We start from the raw sequence: 17,492 nt of genomic DNA, 5'->3' as shown, positions 1-17,492 counted from the left end.
GGAAGCTAAGGCCACCTGCGCCGATGGTACTGCACTCGACAGGGTGTGGGAGAGTAGGACACCGCCGGAACATCCTTTCACGAAAGCCCCCGACTTCGGTCGGGGGCTTTCGTCGTTTCTATGGACTTATCGATAGTTCGTGCCGACGGCGTCTGAGCCGTATGAGCCTGCGGCGTATGGGCATTCAACGTCGCCACCGAACATTTCGGGTCCGCTTTCGGGTTACGGATCGGCCCGCCCACGCGCCGCTACCGCCTACCCGGCCAGCGCCGGTCGGTCGATCATCGTGGCCGCCAAAACCACCTACTGCTTTGCGCTTCCGGACTGATGGAGCCGGGCGTACCGAGGCCGGTCGAGCCCTAACCCGCGCGCCCCCTACACTCGTCCCGGTGCGCCTCGTGATTGCTCGCTGTCAGGTCGACTACGTCGGTCGACTCACCGCCCATCTGCCGATGGCCCGCAGGCTGTTGCTGATGAAAGCGGACGGGTCGGTGCTGGTGCATTCCGACGGGGGGTCCTACAAGCCGTTGAACTGGATGAGTCCGCCGTGCTGGTTGGAGGAGCGCGACGGTGACGGTGCGGGGGCACTGTGGGTGGTCACCAACAAGGCCGGCGAGGAGCTGCGGATCACCGTCGAGGAGATCGAGCACGACTCAAAGCATGAGCTCGGGGTGGACCCCGGTCTGGTGAAAGACGGTGTGGAGGCTCATCTTCAGGAGCTGCTCGCCGAACATGTGCAGACCCTCGGCGCGGGCTACACCTTGATCCGCCGGGAGTACATGACCGCCATCGGTCCCGTCGACCTGCTGTGCCGTGACGCCGACGGTGCGACGGTGGCGGTGGAGATCAAGCGGCGCGGCGAGATCGACGGTGTCGAGCAGCTCACTCGTTATCTCGAACTGCTCAACCGCGATCCGCTGCTGGCGCCGGTGGCAGGTGTGTTCGCGGCGCAGCAGATCAAACCGCAGGCGCGCACCCTCGCCGAGGACCGTGGAATCCGATGCCTGACCCTCGATTACGAGGCCCTGCGCGGCACGGAGAGCAACGAGTTCCGGCTCTTCTAAGCTGGGACCATGCCTCGCCGTAAACCGCGCTCAGAGCGCCGGGCCGCGGACTCGTCGTCCGGCCGCCCGCTGGGCGATGTTTTCGGGCGCACGGAGCCGGGACCCAGCAACGAAATGTATGTGGTGCGCACGATTCCCGGGACACGGGCGATCAAGACCTACCGCTGCCCCGGCTGTGATCACGAGATCGTGCCTGGGGTCGCACATATCGTCGCCTGGCCGGCTTACGGCGGTGAGGACGACCGCAGGCACTGGCATCGCGGCTGCTGGAACGGTCGGCGGACCCGGGGCATCACGCGCCGCTGGTCCTGAGCTCCGGACACGAGGAAGGCCGCCCCCGCAGGGACGGCCTTCGATGCTGATATGTGTTCTGTCGCCGCGTAGGCCCGAGGTCAGTTGCTGATCTCGGCGTTCTCACGCTCTTCGTCGACGACCTCGTCGTCTTCCGGCGTGACCTCCGGGATCGCCTTGGCGCGCGAACCCGTGACGGACTTGGTGCCGCCACCGCTGATCGACTTGCGCTGCTGGTCGGGGACACCGTCGAGCAGTTCGCTCTCCCGGTTGACCGCGGCGAGCATCGCGGGCACCGAATCCAGCTGACCACGGATGCCGAGCAGCTGGGCCAGGACCCGGCCGCGCAGCACGCGCATCTCCTCGGCCAGCTCCTTGGCGTGCGCGATCTTGCGCTCGCTGGTCTGGGTGGCGGAGGTGATGAGGCGGTTGGCCTCGTCGGTGGCGTCCTTGATCCGCTGCGCGGCCTCGGCGCGGCTGGTGGCCTCCAGCTCCTCCATGGCGCGGGTGAGCTTGGTGCGCCGCTCGGCCATGGTGACTTCGAAGTCCTGCTGGGTGGCCTTGCGCTTGGCATCGGCTTCCTTGCCGAGGCGGTCGGCCTCGGCCTGGGCGGCCTCGATGATCTTCGCCGACTCGGTGCGTGCGTTCGCCAGGGTTTGCTCGAACTCGATTTCGAGCGCCTCGCGCTTTTCCTTGGTCTCGGCGAGTAGCGACTCGTACTTGCCACGCATCTCGGTGGCCTGCTGCTCGGCGATCGACACCATCTCCGCGGCCTCGGCCTGCGCCAGCGCGCGGACCTCGGACGCCTCGTCGGAGGCCAGTCGCAGCATGCGGGAAATACGGTCGCTCATGCCTTCCGCGGTGGTCGGCGGCACGGACAGCCGATCGACCTCCTTGCGGAGCTCATCGATCTCGTCGCGCGCGTCCTCGAGCTGGCTCGCAAGGTTACGAGCCTGCGCGGCGGCCGCATCACGATCGGTGGCGGTGACCCTCAGTTCGGCATCAAAACGGTCGAAATAGTTACGCACCTCGTCTTGCGCATAACCCTTGCGCACAACAGTGAAGGGCAGTGCAACGAAGCGATTGCGATCGGACTCAGGTGACGACATGGCCAACAAACTACAGCCTGAGTGGGGTAGATGGTGAGTCGACTGCGAATGTCATCGAGACGAGATCTTCCGGCCCGATCTTGGTACTAGTGCGTAACATTCGGGTTCGGCTCGACCAACTCCACCAGCACACCACCAGCATCCTTCGGATGTACGAAATTGATGCTGGACCCGGCGGTTCCGCCGCGCGGCGCGTCGTAGAGCAAACGTAGCCCGCGGCTGCGCAGATGTGCTGAAACGGCCTCGAGGTCGGTGACCCGGTAGGCCAGCTGCTGGAGGCCGGGGCCGCTGCGCTCGATGAACTTGGCGATGGTGGAGGTCTCGTCGAGCGGGGCCAGCAACTGCAAGGCAGTCGCATCGTCGGCGGCCGCCGGGCACGACAGCATGGCCTCCTGCACGCCCTGCCCCTCGTTCACCTCGCGGTGGGTTTCCACCATGCCGAGATTGGTGGTGTACCAGGCGACGGCGGCGTCGAGGTCGGGCACAGCGATGCCGACGTGATCGACGGCGATCACGTAGTCCGCGGGGATGAATTCGTTCGAGTCGGTAGAAGTGCTCACGCTTCGAACGTAGCGCGCGTACCTGCGCGGGGCTGTCGCGGCCCGACCCGCTACCGTTGAGTACGAGGCTGTCATCGCGCCGCGCGGGTCGCGTGCGCGCGGACAGATGCTGATCCACGAATGCAGTGAACTGAGAAGGCGAGGCTCGTCGTGACCAACTCCGTGATCGTGTCCGGTGCGCGTACCCCGGTCGGGCGCCTGCTCGGCGGTCTGAAGGGCTTCAGCGGTTCGGATCTCGGCGGATTCGCCATCAAGGCAGCGCTGGAGAAGTCCGGTGTGCGCGGCGACCAGGTCGACTACGTGATCATGGGCCAGGTGCTGACCGCTGGCGCGGGCCAGATCCCGGCCCGGCAGGCGGCTGTCGCCGGTGGCATCCCGATGGATGTGCCCGCGCTGACGCTGAACAAGGTGTGTCTGTCCGGCATCAACGCCATCGCGCTCGCCGATCAGCTGATCCGCGCCGGTGAGTACGACATCGTGGTCGCCGGTGGTCAGGAGTCGATGAGCCAGGCCCCGCATCTGCTGGAGAAGAGCCGTGAGGGCTTCAAGTACGGCGATGTCACGATGCGCGATCACATGGCCTTCGACGGCCTGTACGACATCTTCACCGATCAGGCGATGGGTGCGCTGACCGAGACCCGCAACGATTCCGCGCCGATCAGCCGCGAGGAGCAGGATGCGTTCGCGGCGGCCTCGCACCAGCGCGCGGCCGCGGCGTGGAAGAACGGCGTGTTCGACGACGAGGTCGTCCCGGTGGCGGTGCCGCAGCGTAAGGGTGACCCGATCATGGTCACCGAGGACGAGGGCATCCGCGCCGACACCACCGTCGAATCTCTGGGCAAGCTGCGTCCGGCGTTCCGTAAGGACGGCACCATCACCGCGGGTTCGGCGTCGCAGATCTCTGACGGCGCCGCCGCGGTCGTCGTGATGAGCAAGGCCAAGGCCGAGGAGCTCGGCCTGAGCTGGATCGCCGAGATCGGTGCCGCCGGTGTGGTGGCGGGCCCGGATTCGACGTTGCAGGATCAGCCGGCCAACGCCATCGCCAAGGCATGCGCGCGTGCCGGTATCGACCCGTCCGAACTGGACCTGGTGGAGATCAACGAGGCGTTCGCCGCGGTCGGTATCGCTTCTACGAACAAGCTGGGCATCGACCCGGCGAAGGTGAACGTCAACGGTGGCGCGATCGCCATCGGCCACCCGCTTGGCATGTCGGGTGCGCGCATCGTGCTGCATCTGGCGCTGGAGCTGAAGCGCCGCGGTGGCGGTGTGGGTGCGGCCGCGCTGTGTGGTGGCGGTGGTCAGGGCGATGCGCTGATCATCAAGGTGTAGTTCGCGGACTGCGTCCGGCGGCGCCAGTTGTGACCGGTTCAACTACGACCGGTCGTAGTGTATGCGGCACAATGGTGGCCATGGGTTTCTTGGATCTGCGCAGCGTCGCGGGTAGGTTCCGATTCTTTGCCGTGCTCGAGGCACTGTCATGGCTGGGTCTGCTGGTCGGGATGGCATTCAAGTACATCCCCGAGAACGGCAACGAGATCGGTGTGAAGATCTTCGGCCCGGTACACGGCGGCATCTTCATTCTGTTCGTGCTCAGCGCGCTGCTGGCCTCGCGTGAGCTGAACTGGAACTGGAAGACCACCGTGCTCGCGCTGGCCTCCAGCATTCCGCCGTTCTGCACGGTGATCTTCGAGGTCTGGGCGGTGCGCACGGGCAAGCTCGGTGAGCTGAGCGCCGGTGCCGCGACCGACGCCCCGGCACCCGCTCGCGTGTCTTCGTGACAGACTGGAGCTCGTGACTCGACCAGCCGCTCGTCGTCCTTCGCCAGCCGTTGCCGCCGCCATGTCCGGCGCGGTGGATCTGTCCAGCCTGAAGCAGCCGCCCGCTGGTGCGGCCCCCGAAGGCGGATACACGGTGACCGAGGCCGACTTCGAAACCAAGGTGCTTCGGCGTTCGACCCAGGTGCCGGTGGTGGTGGCGCTGTACTCGCAGCGCAGCCCCGGCAGCGTCGAACTGGTGCAGCTGCTCGAGCGGCTGGCCGGTGAAGGCGATGGCAGCTGGGATCTGGCGACCGTCGAGGCCGAGAGCAATATGCGCATCGCCCAGGCGTTCGGTGTGCAGGGCATTCCGACGGTGATCGCGGTGGCAGGCGGACAGCCGCTGGCCGACTTCCAGGGTGTGCAGCCGGAGCCGCAGGTGCGGCAGTGGCTCGGTGCCGTGGTCGATGCGGTCGCGGGCAAGCTCGAAGGCGGTGACGGCGAGCCGCAGGAGCCCGCCGAGGATCCGCGCTTCACCATGGCCGAGGCCCTGCTCGAACAGGGCGATCTTGCGGGCGCGGAGTCGGCCTACGAGTCGATTCTGGAAGCCGAGCCGAACAATGCCGAGGCCAAGGCCGCGGTCCGGCAGCTGCGCTTCCTCGGTCGTGCCCAGGATCTGCCGGATTCGGCGATTGCCACCGCCGACGCCGATCCCGGCAATGTCGACGCCCAACTCGACGCCGCCGATATCGAACTGTTCCATCAGCGCCCCGAGGCCGCTTTCGATCGCTTGATCGGCCTCGTCAAGCGCACCGCAGGTGATGACCGCACCAAGGTTCGTACCCGGCTGCTGGAGTTGTTCGAGCTGTTCGATCAGGCCGAGCCGTTCGTGGTGGCCGCGCGGCGCAAGCTGGCGGCCGCGCTGTACTGAAGCGCATTACGCGAATTTCAGCAGGTCTTTCGAGCGCCCGCACTCCTCGTGAGTGTGGGCGCTCGCTCGTTTCGGCCATACCGCAGGATCAGGCCCCCCGCGACCGATCGTTGCGACGCCGCGCCGGGCGGGGATCGCCTATGTCGCCGCGGCCAGCCACACCGCGCTCGACGGTGCGAGCGCGAGCACCGCAGAAGCCGGTCGTCCGTGCCAGGGCTCCTCATCGGCCACGACCGCGCCGAGGTTCCCGATCCCCGACCCGCCGTATTCGACGGCGTCGGTATTGAGGATCTCGGTCCAGCGTCCGGCCGTGGGGAGACCGACCCGATACTTGTCGTGGGCCGAGCCGGCAAAGTTGTAGACGCAGGCGATGACGGAGCCGTCGGTGCCGTAGCGCAGGAAGGCCAGCACATTGTGCTCGCGGTCGTCGGCTTCGATCCAGGAATGCCCGCCGGGTGTGGTGTCCTGGGTCCACAGCGCCGGGCGCGCCAGATAGACGGTGTTGAGGTCGCGGACGAGGGTCTGCACGCCCCGGTGCAGCGGGTTGTCGAGTTCGTGCCAGTCCAGGCCGCGGTCGTGCGACCATTCGCGGAACTGGCCGAATTCCTGGCCCATGAACAGCAGTTGTTTGCCCGGGTGAGCCCACATGTACGCCAGCAGGGCGCGCACGCCACTCGCCTTGGCGTAGTCGTCGCCGGGCATCCGGGTCCACAGCGTGCCTTTGCCGTGCACCACCTCGTCGTGGCTGATGGGCAGCACATAGTTCTCGCTCCAGGCGTACATCAGCGAGAAGGTGATCTCGTTGTGGTGCCAGGATCGGTGGATCGGGTCGCGGCGCAGGTATCCGAGGGTGTCGTGCATCCAACCCATATTCCATTTCATGGAGAAGCCGAGGCCGCCGACCTCGATGGCGCGGGTGACGCCGGGCCAGGTGGTTGATTCCTCGGCGATGGTGAGGACTCCGGGGTGCTCGCTGTGGATGCGGTCGTTGAGTTCGGTCAGGAAATCGACGGCTTCGAGGTTTTCCCGCCCGCCGTGCACGTTCGGTTCCCATTCGCCGTCGGGACGCGAGTAGTCGAGGTAGAGCATCGAGGCGACCGCGTCCACGCGCAGGCCGTCGATGTGGAATTCCTCGATCCAGTAGCGGGCATTGGCGATCAGGAAGTTGCGCACCTCGTTGCGGCCGAAGTCGAAGACGTAGGTGCCCCAGTCCAGTTGTTCGCCGCGCCGTGGATCGGGGTGCTCGTAGAGGGGCGTGCCGTCGAACCTGGCAAGGGCCCATTCGTCGCGCGGGAAGTGTGCAGGCACCCAGTCCAGCAGAACGCCGACGCCCTGGCCGTGCAGATGGTCGACGAAGGCACGGAAGTCGTCGGGGGTGCCGAATCGGGCGGTCGGGGCGTAGTAGGAGGTGACCTGGTACCCCCACGACCCACCGAAGGGATGCTCGGCGACGGGCAGCAGTTCGATATGGGTGAAACCGGCCGCGCGCACGTATTCGGCCAGCTGTTGGGCAAGTTCGCGGTAGCCGAGCCCCGGCCGCCACGAGCCGAGATGCACCTCATAGGCGCTCAACGGCGCGCGGGCGGGTTCGGTCGTGGCGCGGGTGGCGAGCCAGACATCGTCGGACCACACATGCTGCGATTCGGTAATGACCGAGGCGGTGGCGGGCGGGACCTCGGTGGCGAAGGCGAACGGGTCGGCGTGGTCGACGGTGCGACCGTCGGCGCCGTGCACCCGGTACTTGTATCGGGTGCCGGGCCCCACACCGGGCACGAACACCTCCCAGATCCCGGAGCTGCCCAGCGACCGCATGGGTGCGCTGGTGCCGCTCCACTCGTCGAAATCGCCCATCACGCTGACACCGCGGGCGTTCGGCGCCCACACCGCGAACGATGTGCCCGTCACCTCACCGTCGAGGGTGGTGTAGCGGCGCGGATGCGCGCCGAGCACCTCCCACAGCCGCTGATGGTTGCCCTCACCGATGAGGTGCAGGTCGAGTTCGCCGAGCGTGGGGAGGAACCGGTAGCCGTCGGCGCCGACGACCGTCTGTCCGCCCGGGTAGGTGGTGACGACGCGGTAGTCCATCAGCTCCGGATACGGCAGCACACCGGCGAAGATTCCGTGACCGAGCGAATCGAGCCGGTGCTCGTCGGTGCCGATTCGTGCCGTCACGGTGTCGGCGTGCGGGCGCAGCACCCGGACGACGGTGCCGTCCGGGTGCGGGTGTGCGCCGAGGACGGTGTGCGGGTCGGGGTGGGTGCCCGCCGCGAGCAGCATCAGGTCGCGGCGCTTCACCGCCGGACCCTGCTCATCCGAAATTCCTGCGGAAGGCCAGTTCGGTGCGGGCGGCCTGGGGGACGGGGGGCAGCGCGAGGATGTGTGCGACGGCCTTGGCCGGGTCGAGACGCACGTAGTTGGTCTGCGCCCAGTGATATTCCTCGCCGCTGATCTCGTCGTAGACCACCGGGTGGTCGTGCCATTCGCGGCCGATGGCGGGCAGGTCGAGCGAGAGCATGCCCTGTTCGGCGGCGAACGGGTTGAGGTTCACCACCACCAGCACGGCGTCGCCGGTGACCGGATCGAATTTCGAGTAGGCCAGCATGGCGTCGTTGTCGATGTGGTGGAAGTGCAGGCAGCGCAGTTGACGCAGCGCCGGATGGTTGCGCCGGATCTCGTTGAGCCTGGTCAGCCAGGGCTCCAGCGATTCACCTCGGGCCAGCGCCTCGGCGAACGGACGCGGGCGCAACTCGTACTTCTCCGAGTTCAGATACTCCTCGCTGCCCGGTCGCACAGCTTGGTGCTCGAACAATTCGAATCCGGAGTACACACCCCAGGTGGGTGCGAGGGTCGCGGCGAGGGCGGCGCGGATGGCGAACATGCCAGGCCCGCCGTGTTGCAGGCTTTCGTGCAGGATGTCGGGGGTGTTGACGAAGAGGTTGGGCCGGGCTTCGTCGGCCTTGGCTGCGAGCTCACGGCCGAATTCGGTGAGCTCCCATTTGCTGACGCGCCAGGTGAAATAGGTGTAGGACTGGCTGAATCCGCGGCGCGCAAGCCCGTACAGCCGGGCCGGGCGGGTGAACGCCTCGGACAGGAACACCACCTCGGGGTCGGTGCGGCGCACCGTGGCGATCAACCATTCCCAGAAGTCGGCGGGTTTGGTGTGCGGGTTGTCGACGCGGAAGATTTTGACGCCGAGATCGATCCAGTGCCGGACGACGCGCAGGACCTCGGCATAGAGGCCGTCGGCGTCGTTGTCGAAGTCGACGGGGTAGATGTCCTGGTATTTCTTCGGCGGGTTCTCCGCGTAGGCGATGGTGCCGTCGGGCAGGGTGGTGAACCATTCGGGATGCGCGCTGACCCACGGATGGTCGGGTGCGCATTGCAGAGCGAGATCGAGTGCCACTTCGAGGCCGAGCCGGTCGGCGGCGGCCACGAAATCGGCGAAGTCTTCCTCGGTGCCGAGCTCGGGGTGGATGGCGTCGTGCCCGCCGTCGGCCGAGCCGATCGCCCACGGTGAGCCGACGTCGCCGGGTTCTGCGGTGAGCGAGTTGTTGCGGCCCTTGCGGTTCACGGCGCCGATCGGATGGATGGGCGGCAGGTAGACCACGTCGAAGCCCATTGCCGCGATACGCGGCAGATCCTTGGTCGCGGTGGCGAAACTGCCGTGGACCGGGTGGCCTTCGGCGGTGCGGCCGCCGGTGGAGCGGGGGAAGAATTCGTACCAGGCGCCGTAGAGCGCGCGCTGGCGTTCGACCAGCACGGTGTGCTGAGGTCCGCGGGTCACCAGGTCGCGCAGCGGGGTGGCGCGCAGGATGTCGGCGACGTCGTCGGTGAAGGCGGGGGCGACCCGGGCCGGAAGCTGTTCCTCGCTGCGCAGGGCGGCCGCGACCGCGCGCAGCCGTTCGAACTGTTTCTTCGGTACCGCTTGGGCGGCGCGATCGAACAGCTGGGCGCCCAGTTCCAGATCGTTGGCCAGATCGGCGGCGCTCTGACCGACCGCCAGTTTCGCCTCCACCGCGGCCCGCCAGGTGGCGATCGGATCGAGCCAGCCTTCGATGCGGAAGGTCCAGGTGCCCGGCGCGTGCGGGGTGACGGTGGCGTTGAAGACGTCGGGCTCGTAGTCCGGTGTCATCCGGATGCGTACCATCCGCGAGGACCCGGGCCCGCGCACCGCGAGCGTGGCGGCGACCGCGTCGTGTCCCTCGCTCCACACCACGGCGCGCACCGGGAACACCTCGCCGACGACCGCCTTGGCGGGCCGGCCTCCGGGGATGAACGGGGCAATGTCATCGATTGCGATGCGGCCGGTCACGTCCCAACCGTACCGTTCGCCGGCGCGAACGAAGTGATGAGCGCACCGAGCGCGATCCGAGGCTCGCATTGTTGGGTAGGGTTCGGCTGGTGAAGGCACTGCGTCGGTTCACAGTCCGCGCCCATCTGCCCGAGCGTCTCGCGGCGCTTGGTGAGTTGTCGACGAATCTGCGCTGGTCATGGCATGGTCCGACCCAGAATCTGTTTGCCGAACTCGACCCGGCGCGCTGGCTCGAGCTCGGCCACGATCCGGTGCGGATGCTCGGCGAGGTGCCGCGCGAACGGCTCGACGAGCTGTCCGCCGACCCCGGCTACATCGCCAGGGTGGACGCCGCAGCGGCCGATCTGCGCGAGTACCTGGCCACGCCCGGCTGGTTCCAGCGGCGCGGTTCGCAGGTGCGTGGGGTCGCCTACTTCTCCATGGAATTCGGTGTCACCGAGGTGTTGCCGAACTATTCCGGCGGGCTCGGCATCCTGGCGGGCGATCATCTCAAGGCCGCCTCGGATCTGGGGCTGCCGCTGATCGGTGTCGGGCTGCTGTACCGCTCGGGCTATTTCCGGCAGTCGCTGACCGCCGACGGCTGGCAGGCCGAACACTATCCGGCACTTGACCCGCAGGGCTTGCCACTGCGCCTGCTGACCACCGACGGTTCGCCGGTGCTGATTCATGTGGGTATGCCGGATCGGCGAGTACTGCGCGCGCGGGTGTGGGTCGCGCAGGTGGGACGGGTGCCGTTGCTGCTGCTGGATTCCGATATCTCGGACAACGATCCCGAACTGCGCGCGGTCACCGACCGCCTCTACGGCGGTGACCAGGACCATCGGATCAAACAGGAGATCCTGGCCGGTATCGGCGGTGTGCGCGCGGTGCGTGCCTACACCCGTGCCGAGGGGCTGCCGGACCCGGATGTCTTCCATATGAACGAGGGCCACGCCGGCTTCCTCGGATTGGAACGTATCCGTGAATACGTGTCGGCCGGGCTCGATTTCGATGCCGGGCTGGCGGCGGTGCGGGCGGGCACCGTGTTCACCACTCACACGCCGGTACCCGCGGGGATCGACCGGTTCCCGATGCCGATGGTACGCAGGTATTTCGGTGGCCCGCACGGCGAAGCGGAGTCCTCGCTGCTGCCGGGGCTATCGGTGGACCGCATCGTCGCGCTCGGACGTGAGTCGGATCCGTCGGTGTTCAACATGGCGCATATGGGTTTGCGGCTTGCTCAGCGCGCCAATGGTGTGTCGAGGCTGCACGGTGAGGTCAGCCGGGAGATGTTCGCCTCGCTGTGGCCCGGGTTCGATGCCGCCGAAGTGCCGATCGGTTCGATCACCAACGGTGTGCACGCGCCAACCTGGGCAGCACCGGAGTGGATCGAGAAGGCGCGTGAACGCATCGGTGCCGAACTCGTCGAAGAGGCGCGCGGTTGGGAGAAGCTGCGCGATATCGAGCCCGCCGAGCTGTGGTCGACCCGCAACACCTTGCGCGCCACCCTGGTCGCCGAGGTCCGCCGCAGGCTGCGCGCGTCGTGGCTGCAACGCGGTGCCGCCGAGGCCGAATTGGGCTGGATCGATGGCGTTTTCGATCCGGACGTGCTGACCGTCGGCTTCGCTCGCCGGGTGCCGACCTACAAACGGTTGACGCTGATGCTGCGTGACCCGCAGCGCCTGCGTTCGATGCTGCTCGACCCCGACCGTCCGGTGCAGCTGGTGGTGGCGGGTAAGAGCCATCCCGCCGACGAAGGCGGCAAAGCGCTCATCCAGCAGGTGGTGCGCTTCGCCGACGATCCCGAGGTGCGTCACCGCATCGTCTTCCTGCCCGACTACGACATGTCGATGGCCCGCTACCTGTACTGGGGCTGTGATGTGTGGCTGAACAATCCGCTGCGCCCGCTCGAGGCCTGCGGTACCTCCGGAATGAAGTCGGCGCTCAACGGCGGACTCAATCTGTCCATCAGGGACGGCTGGTGGGATGAGATGTACGACGGCGAGAACGGCTGGGCCATCCCCACCGCCGACGGCATCCGCGACGAGCACCGTCGCGACGATCTCGAGGCCGCGGCCCTCTATGACCTGTTCGAACGTTCGGTCGCGCCACGCTTCTACGACCACGACAGCGACGGTATGCCGCTGCGCTGGGTGGAGATGGTGCGCCACACCCTGCAAACGCTCGGACCGGAGGTGCTGGCCTCGCGCATGGTGCGCGACTACGCGCTCGACTACTACGCGCCCGCCGCCGCGGCCTGCCGCAGTGCCGTCGCCGACGATTTCGCCGGGGCGCGCGCTGTCGCCGAGTACCGGCGCCGGGTGGAATCGGCGTGGCCGTCGGTGCGGGTGGCGCAGGTCGACAGCGCTGGATTGCCGGATACGCCGATCATCGGGGCGCCGCTGTCGTTGACGGCGCGGGTCGACCTCGGCGGGCTTTCCCCGGACGATGTGGCGGTGCAGGCCGTCCTCGGGCGGGTCTCGCCTACCGACGATCTGTCCGATGTCACCACCATGTCGATGAAGCACTCCGGCTCCGATTCCGGGCTCGAGCTGTTCGAGATCGAGACGCCGGTGCCGCTGTCGGGCGCGGTCGGTTACACCGTGCGCGTACTGCCGCACAGCGAGCTGCTCGCATCCGACGCCGAACTGGGATTGGTTGCCGCACCTAGCGTATGAGGGTGGCGCTGGATGTGTGAGGGCTGCGCCCGGGTGCGGTGAGCCCTGCGCCGAGCGCGTGACCGCGCGTCACCGACCGAACAACGGGCCGGGTGTCCCAGCGTCACGCATATCACTGTTTTCGGTGGCTGACCAGGCTTGTTGGTCCACTATCGGATAACGTGCTCGGGCACCCGCTCACTCGTTTCCCGACTGGAGTACCCCCCATGGCCATCGACGTGCTGACCCGAACCCGGGGTCATATCGATAACTATTTCGGTGTCAGCTCGAACGGTTCGACCGTCCGGCGGGAGCTGATGGCGGGCACGGTGACGTTCCTGGCCATGTCCTATGTGCTCGCGGTCAACCCGTCGGTGCTCGGCGACCACGGCGTACTCGGTGAGCTGGGCATTCCCACCCAGGCGGTGTTCACCGCGACCGCCGTGGCCGCGGTGTTCGGCACGCTGGTGATGGGCTTGTGGGCGAAGTATCCGGTCGCGTTGGCGCCCGGTATGGGGCTCAACGCGTTCTTCGCCTATTCGGTGGTGCTCGGGATGGGGATTCCGTGGCAGGTGGCGTTGTCGGGGACGTTGCTGTCGGGTGTCATCTTCTTCATCCTCGCGGTGACCAAGGTGCGCGAACGCATCCTCAATGCGATTCCCATGCAGATGAAGCTCGCGGTCGGGGCGGGTATCGGGATGTTCGTCGCGTTCCTCGGTTTGAAGAACGCGGGGATCGTCGTCGCCAACGACGCGACATTCGTCGCGCTGGGTGATTTCACCAAGGGCACCACACTGCTCGCGCTGTTCGGCCTGGTCGTGACCGTGGGTTTCGTGGTTATCGGCTGGCACGGCGCGGTGCTGTACGGCATCGTGCTGACCACGATCGTCGGCATGGTCAGCGGGCTGGTCGAACTGCCGGACGGCATCGCGGCGTTGCCGCGTGGGCTGGACGAGACCTTCGGGCAGGCAATCATCCATCTGCCCGACGCCTTCACCGGGCAGATGATCGTCGTCGTGCTGACCATGCTGTTCGTCGATTTCTTCGACGCCTCCGGCACCTTGATCGGCGTCGCGAATCAGGCCGGACTGCTGGACAAGGACGGCAAGCTGCCGCGCGCGGCGAGTGCGCTGGCCGCCGATTCGGTGGGCACCACGGCAGGCGCGATCATCGGTACCTCCACCACCACCGCCTACGTGGAATCGACCGCGGGTGTGTCCGCGGGTGGTCGTACCGGATTGACGGCGGTCGCGACGGCGGGCTGGTTCGCGGTCGCGATGTTCTGCTTCCCGGTGTTCGAGATCGTCGCGAAATCCGGTGCGGTGACATCGGCGGCGCTGATCGTCGTCGGTGTGCTCATGGCCAGGGCGCTGGGTGAGATTGATTGGCAGCGACTCGAGTTCGCCGTGCCCGCGTTCATCACGATCATCATGATGCCGCTGACCTACTCGATCGCGAACGGCCTGGCCATGGGCATGCTGTTCTACCCGGTCGTCATGGTTGCGAAGGGCAAGATCAAAGAGGTCCATCCGGCGATGTGGGTCCTCATGGTCATCTTCCTCGGATATTTCTTCTTTCTTGCGGAATAGGTTCGCGGGGTCGCGCAGTTGGTGTCCAAGGTGAAACAATCGGACCGTAGTCCGCTTCTTTGCGAAGCTAACGGGCTGCGATCGATAGACCGCACGATGATGAGGACAGACTGATGACCACCAAATCGACGCTCGAGCGTCTGAACGTCAAGACCCCCTACGACAACATCTCTTCCGATATCGGACTGCTGGCCCTGCGCGTCGTCTTCGGTGGCTTGCTCGCGGCCCATGGCGCCCAGAAACTCTTCGGCTGGTTCGACGGCCCCGGCCACAGCGGCACCGTCGCCATGTTCGAAGGCATGGGATACAACCCCGGTGAGCTGTTCGGCACCCTCGCCGGGCTGACCGAGTTCGTCGGCGGGCTGATGCTGGCCCTTGGCCTGCTGACCCCGCTGGCCGCCGCCATCGTCCTCGGCACCATGATCAACGTCATCAACCAGATGTGGAGCGGTGGGCTGCTCACCGGCCAGGGCTACAAGGAGGGCCTGCTGTTCGGCACCGTCGCGTTGGCCATTGCCTTCACCGGGCCGGGCCGCTTCTCGCTCGACTACGGCCGTCCGTGGTACCGCGTCGGATTCGCCTGGGGTGTCGGCGTTGTTGTGCTCGCGGCGGTGACCGGGGTGCTGACCCTGATCCTCAAGGGTGCGCTGTAGTCAAGTAGCTGTCATCGATGCGGCGCGGTGATGCGATCACCGCGCCGCACCGGCGTTTCGGGGGATGGACGCCGGCGGGCCGACGTTGCGGCGGTGATCGCTGCGTTGGCCGGTGGCGTCGGCGGCTGAGGCCGAAGTGGTGATGCCTGCGTTGGCGGCCAGGTGTTGTGCTGCGGCAACATCTGCCGTGCGCGGGCGGACGGGCCGAGACCGGTCGGTGCCCGATAGGATCGGCGTGCTCGACAGATCGAACTAGGAGGGGCGCTGGTGCAACCGGGTTCGGTCTTCGCCGGATATCAGATCGAACGCAGGCTCGGCCGCGGCGGGATGGGATCGGTCTACCTCGCCAAACATCCGCGACTGCCGCGACGCACCGCGCTCAAGCTGCTGAATCCGGATCTGTTCGACGACAAGGAAACCAGGGCGAGGTTCGAACGGGAGGCCGATCTCGCCGCCCAACTGGACCATCCCAATATCGTCACCGTGTTCGACCGCGGTGTCGAGGACGCGCAGCTGTGGATCTCGATGCAGTACATCGATGGTGTCGACGCCGCGTCCCTCGACCCGAACACGTTGCCGGTCATGCGCGCGGTGCGGATCATCGCCGATACCGCGCAGGCACTCGACTTCGCGCACAGCATGGGTGTGCTGCACCGCGATGTGAAACCGGCCAACATCATGCTCTCCAACGCGCATACCGGGCCGGAACGGGTGTACCTCACCGACTTCGGCATCGCGCGATTGCGTGATGACGGCGGTCATCTCACTCAGACGGGCTCGTTCACCGCCACCATCGCCTACGCCTCACCCGAACAGCTCACCGGCGCACCACTCGATCACCGCACCGATCAGTATTCGCTGGCTTGCAGCCTGTTCTGGATGCTGACCGGCACCGCGCCCTTCAACTCGCCGCATCCGGTGGCCGTGATTCAAGGCCATCTTCAGCATTCGCCGCCGGCGCTGAGCAGTGTCCGGCTCGGTATGCCCGCGGCCTTGGACGCGGTCATGGCGCGGGCGTTGGCCAAGCGTCCGGAGGAAAGATTCGGTAGCTGTGCGGAATTCGCCGAGGCCGTGCGCGCGGCGTTGTCGGGGGCAGCGCCGGTGTCGGGGCCGCATGGTCGCGTGGCGACGACCATGCAGGCGCCGATGGCGACCGCTCAGGGGCAGCGGATTCAGCCGCAGCCGCAGCCGCAGCCGCAGCCCAGGCCACCTCACCTGTCACAGCCGCACTCGCAGCCCCAGCCCAGACCGCCTCACCTGTCACAGCCGCATACCGTCGGCACCATCCACGGTTCGGTCGGCACCAGCTCCGTGACGGCCGGCACCGGACCGGGCATGCGACCGATGGCCGGTCCGCTCACTCCGCCCCGGCAGCAGGTGTATTCGCCGCCGACCGGGGAGCTTTCGGCGACGACCGGCGCACTGTCGCCGATGCGTAAGGCCGATGGCGATGGTCTTCGTTCGCGTCGGAAGCGCACCATCGGACTGTCGGTGGTGGCGGTGCTTGCCGTCATCGCGACGATCGTCGCGCTGGTCGTCATGGATACCTCCGACGACTCCGCCCCCGCACCGACCGGAGCGATCAGTACCGAGTTCCCGAGGATGGTGCCGCGGACCTCGCCGGGCAACGGTTTCGCGGAGGCCGGTTGCGTGTCACACGACGCCGCGAAGGAGGAGGAACTGTGGGACGGCCAGGCGAGCACGGGCCCGGATTTCGGTGCGTGGTCAGCGGCGTGGGGCTGTATGGGCACCGACGGCCTCACCGCGACCTCCTACTATCTCGTCGAGTACGAGACGGCTGATGAAGTGCGGCGAGTGCTCGATGGATTGCAGCCGATCGATATCACTCACGATGCCCTTGGCGGGGTGACGTACCCGAACTATCACCTGCCGCAGTCCATGGGGCACCAGCACACCATGATGACCAGCTTCCCCGGACCGCCCCGCGGCACCTTCCTGCTCTACACCATGGGAATGCACAAATCTCCCGAGGACTTCATGGACTGGTGGAAGTCGTTGCCGCTGTCGTGAGCCGGAGGGTGACCTCCATACAGCGATGTCACACTCGTCCGGGCTGTGTCGTCACCTCCACGTCGACATCACACTGACGAAGGAGACGATGGTGACGATCGAGATCAGCAACCCCGACGGCCTGCACGACCCGACCGGTTTCGGCTACAGCCATGTCGCGCGCGTGCGCGGCGAACTGGTCTTCATTGCCGGCCAATACGATTCCGACGCCGAGGGCCACACCACCAGCGAGGACTTCGCGGCGCAGGTGGACCGGGCCTTCGGCAATCTCGGTATCGCCCTGCGATCGGTGGGGCTGGACTACGCCGACGTCGCCCAGTTGCGCACCCACATCGTCGACCACGACCTGACCAAGCTGGGCGTGCTCGCCGAGAAGGTCGCGGAGATCTGGGGCAAGCAGCCGCCGACCCAAACATTGACCGGTGTCGCGGCGCTCGCCATGCCGGGGATGCTGTTCGAAGTAGACGCGGTCGCGGTGCGGGATTGATCGCAAGGTGCGGTTCCGCCGTCCGGTGCCGGCCATGTCGCCGCGCAAACGTCGTCGCCGCCCGACCGCGTGGTG

At 66.9% G+C, this 17,492-nt stretch carries 14 protein-coding genes; 10 read left to right on the top strand and 4 right to left on the bottom strand.

Going from position 1 to position 17,492, the window contains the following annotated elements; genetic code table 11:
* Positions 1-389: 389 nt before the first annotated feature.
* The gene (gene nucS / locus GV792_RS27030; RefSeq protein WP_163827800.1) at positions 390-1,064 is read left to right on the top strand and encodes an endonuclease NucS; all 675 of its coding nucleotides are present in this window, start codon (positions 390-392) and stop codon (positions 1,062-1,064) included.
* 9 nt (positions 1,065-1,073) lie between these two features.
* Positions 1,074-1,376, top strand: a complete 303-nt coding sequence (locus tag GV792_RS29950) for an ATP/GTP-binding protein (protein WP_256673889.1) — start codon at positions 1,074-1,076, stop codon at positions 1,374-1,376.
* 80 nt (positions 1,377-1,456) lie between these two features.
* On the opposite strand, the gene GV792_RS27025 is transcribed toward GV792_RS29950, so the two are convergent.
* Together GV792_RS27025 and mce are read right to left on the bottom strand one after the other, a co-directional pair.
* Complete coding sequence (locus tag GV792_RS27025) at positions 1,457-2,464, bottom strand: hypothetical protein (RefSeq protein ID WP_163827799.1); 1,008 nt, start codon at positions 2,462-2,464, stop codon at positions 1,457-1,459.
* Between the two features lie 86 nt (positions 2,465-2,550).
* A complete protein-coding gene (gene mce / locus GV792_RS27020; RefSeq protein WP_163827798.1) occupies positions 2,551-3,024 on the bottom strand; it encodes a methylmalonyl-CoA epimerase in 474 nt (157 codons plus the stop codon).
* A gap of 150 nt (positions 3,025-3,174) precedes the next feature.
* Here mce and GV792_RS27015 point away from each other — a divergent pair, with 150 nt between their 5' ends.
* From GV792_RS27015 to GV792_RS27005, 3 genes are all read left to right on the top strand, one after another.
* Positions 3,175-4,353, top strand: coding sequence for an acetyl-CoA C-acetyltransferase (locus GV792_RS27015; RefSeq protein ID WP_163827797.1), 1,179 nt, complete (start codon positions 3,175-3,177; stop codon positions 4,351-4,353).
* 71 nt (positions 4,354-4,424) lie between these two features.
* Entirely contained in the window at positions 4,425-4,802 is a 378-nt protein-coding gene (locus tag GV792_RS27010; RefSeq protein WP_163827796.1) for a DUF3817 domain-containing protein, read from the top strand.
* Between the two features lie 61 nt (positions 4,803-4,863).
* Complete coding sequence (locus GV792_RS27005) at positions 4,864-5,709, top strand: tetratricopeptide repeat protein (RefSeq protein WP_163827807.1); 846 nt, start codon at positions 4,864-4,866, stop codon at positions 5,707-5,709.
* Between the two features lie 138 nt (positions 5,710-5,847).
* Here the strand turns inward: GV792_RS27005 and glgB are convergent, their stop codons facing one another.
* Together glgB and GV792_RS26995 are read right to left on the bottom strand one after the other, a co-directional pair.
* Positions 5,848-7,986: a 1,4-alpha-glucan branching protein GlgB gene (gene glgB, locus GV792_RS27000; protein WP_163827806.1), complete on the bottom strand. Its 2,139-nt coding sequence runs from the start codon at positions 7,984-7,986 to the stop codon at positions 5,848-5,850.
* 31 nt (positions 7,987-8,017) lie between these two features.
* Positions 8,018-10,021 carry a maltotransferase domain-containing protein gene (locus GV792_RS26995; RefSeq protein WP_163827795.1) on the bottom strand — a complete coding sequence of 668 codons (2,004 nt, stop codon included), beginning with the start codon at positions 10,019-10,021 and terminating at the stop codon, positions 8,018-8,020.
* 89 nt (positions 10,022-10,110) lie between these two features.
* Here GV792_RS26995 and glgP point away from each other — a divergent pair, with 89 nt between their 5' ends.
* From glgP to GV792_RS26970, 5 genes are all read left to right on the top strand, one after another.
* Positions 10,111-12,678, top strand: a complete 2,568-nt coding sequence (glgP, locus tag GV792_RS26990) for an alpha-glucan family phosphorylase (protein WP_163827794.1) — start codon at positions 10,111-10,113, stop codon at positions 12,676-12,678.
* 206 nt (positions 12,679-12,884) lie between these two features.
* A complete protein-coding gene (locus GV792_RS26985) occupies positions 12,885-14,246 on the top strand; it encodes an NCS2 family permease (RefSeq protein ID WP_163827793.1) in 1,362 nt (453 codons plus the stop codon).
* Positions 14,247-14,359: 113 nt separating this feature from the next.
* Positions 14,360-14,899, top strand: a complete 540-nt coding sequence (locus GV792_RS26980; RefSeq protein ID WP_163827792.1) for a DoxX family protein — start codon at positions 14,360-14,362, stop codon at positions 14,897-14,899.
* Positions 14,900-15,166: 267 nt separating this feature from the next.
* Positions 15,167-16,930 carry a serine/threonine-protein kinase gene (locus GV792_RS26975; RefSeq protein WP_309138709.1) on the top strand — a complete coding sequence of 588 codons (1,764 nt, stop codon included), beginning with the start codon at positions 15,167-15,169 and terminating at the stop codon, positions 16,928-16,930.
* An 88-nt stretch (positions 16,931-17,018) separates the two neighbouring features.
* Positions 17,019-17,417, top strand: coding sequence for a RidA family protein (locus GV792_RS26970; protein WP_175584843.1), 399 nt, complete (start codon positions 17,019-17,021; stop codon positions 17,415-17,417).
* Positions 17,418-17,492 lie beyond the last annotated feature (75 nt).

It is taken from the genome of Nocardia cyriacigeorgica (assembly GCF_010868145.1).
Lineage (GTDB): Bacteria > Actinomycetota > Actinomycetes > Mycobacteriales > Mycobacteriaceae > Nocardia > Nocardia cyriacigeorgica_D.
This window is presented reverse-complemented; position numbering and strand designations above follow the sequence as displayed.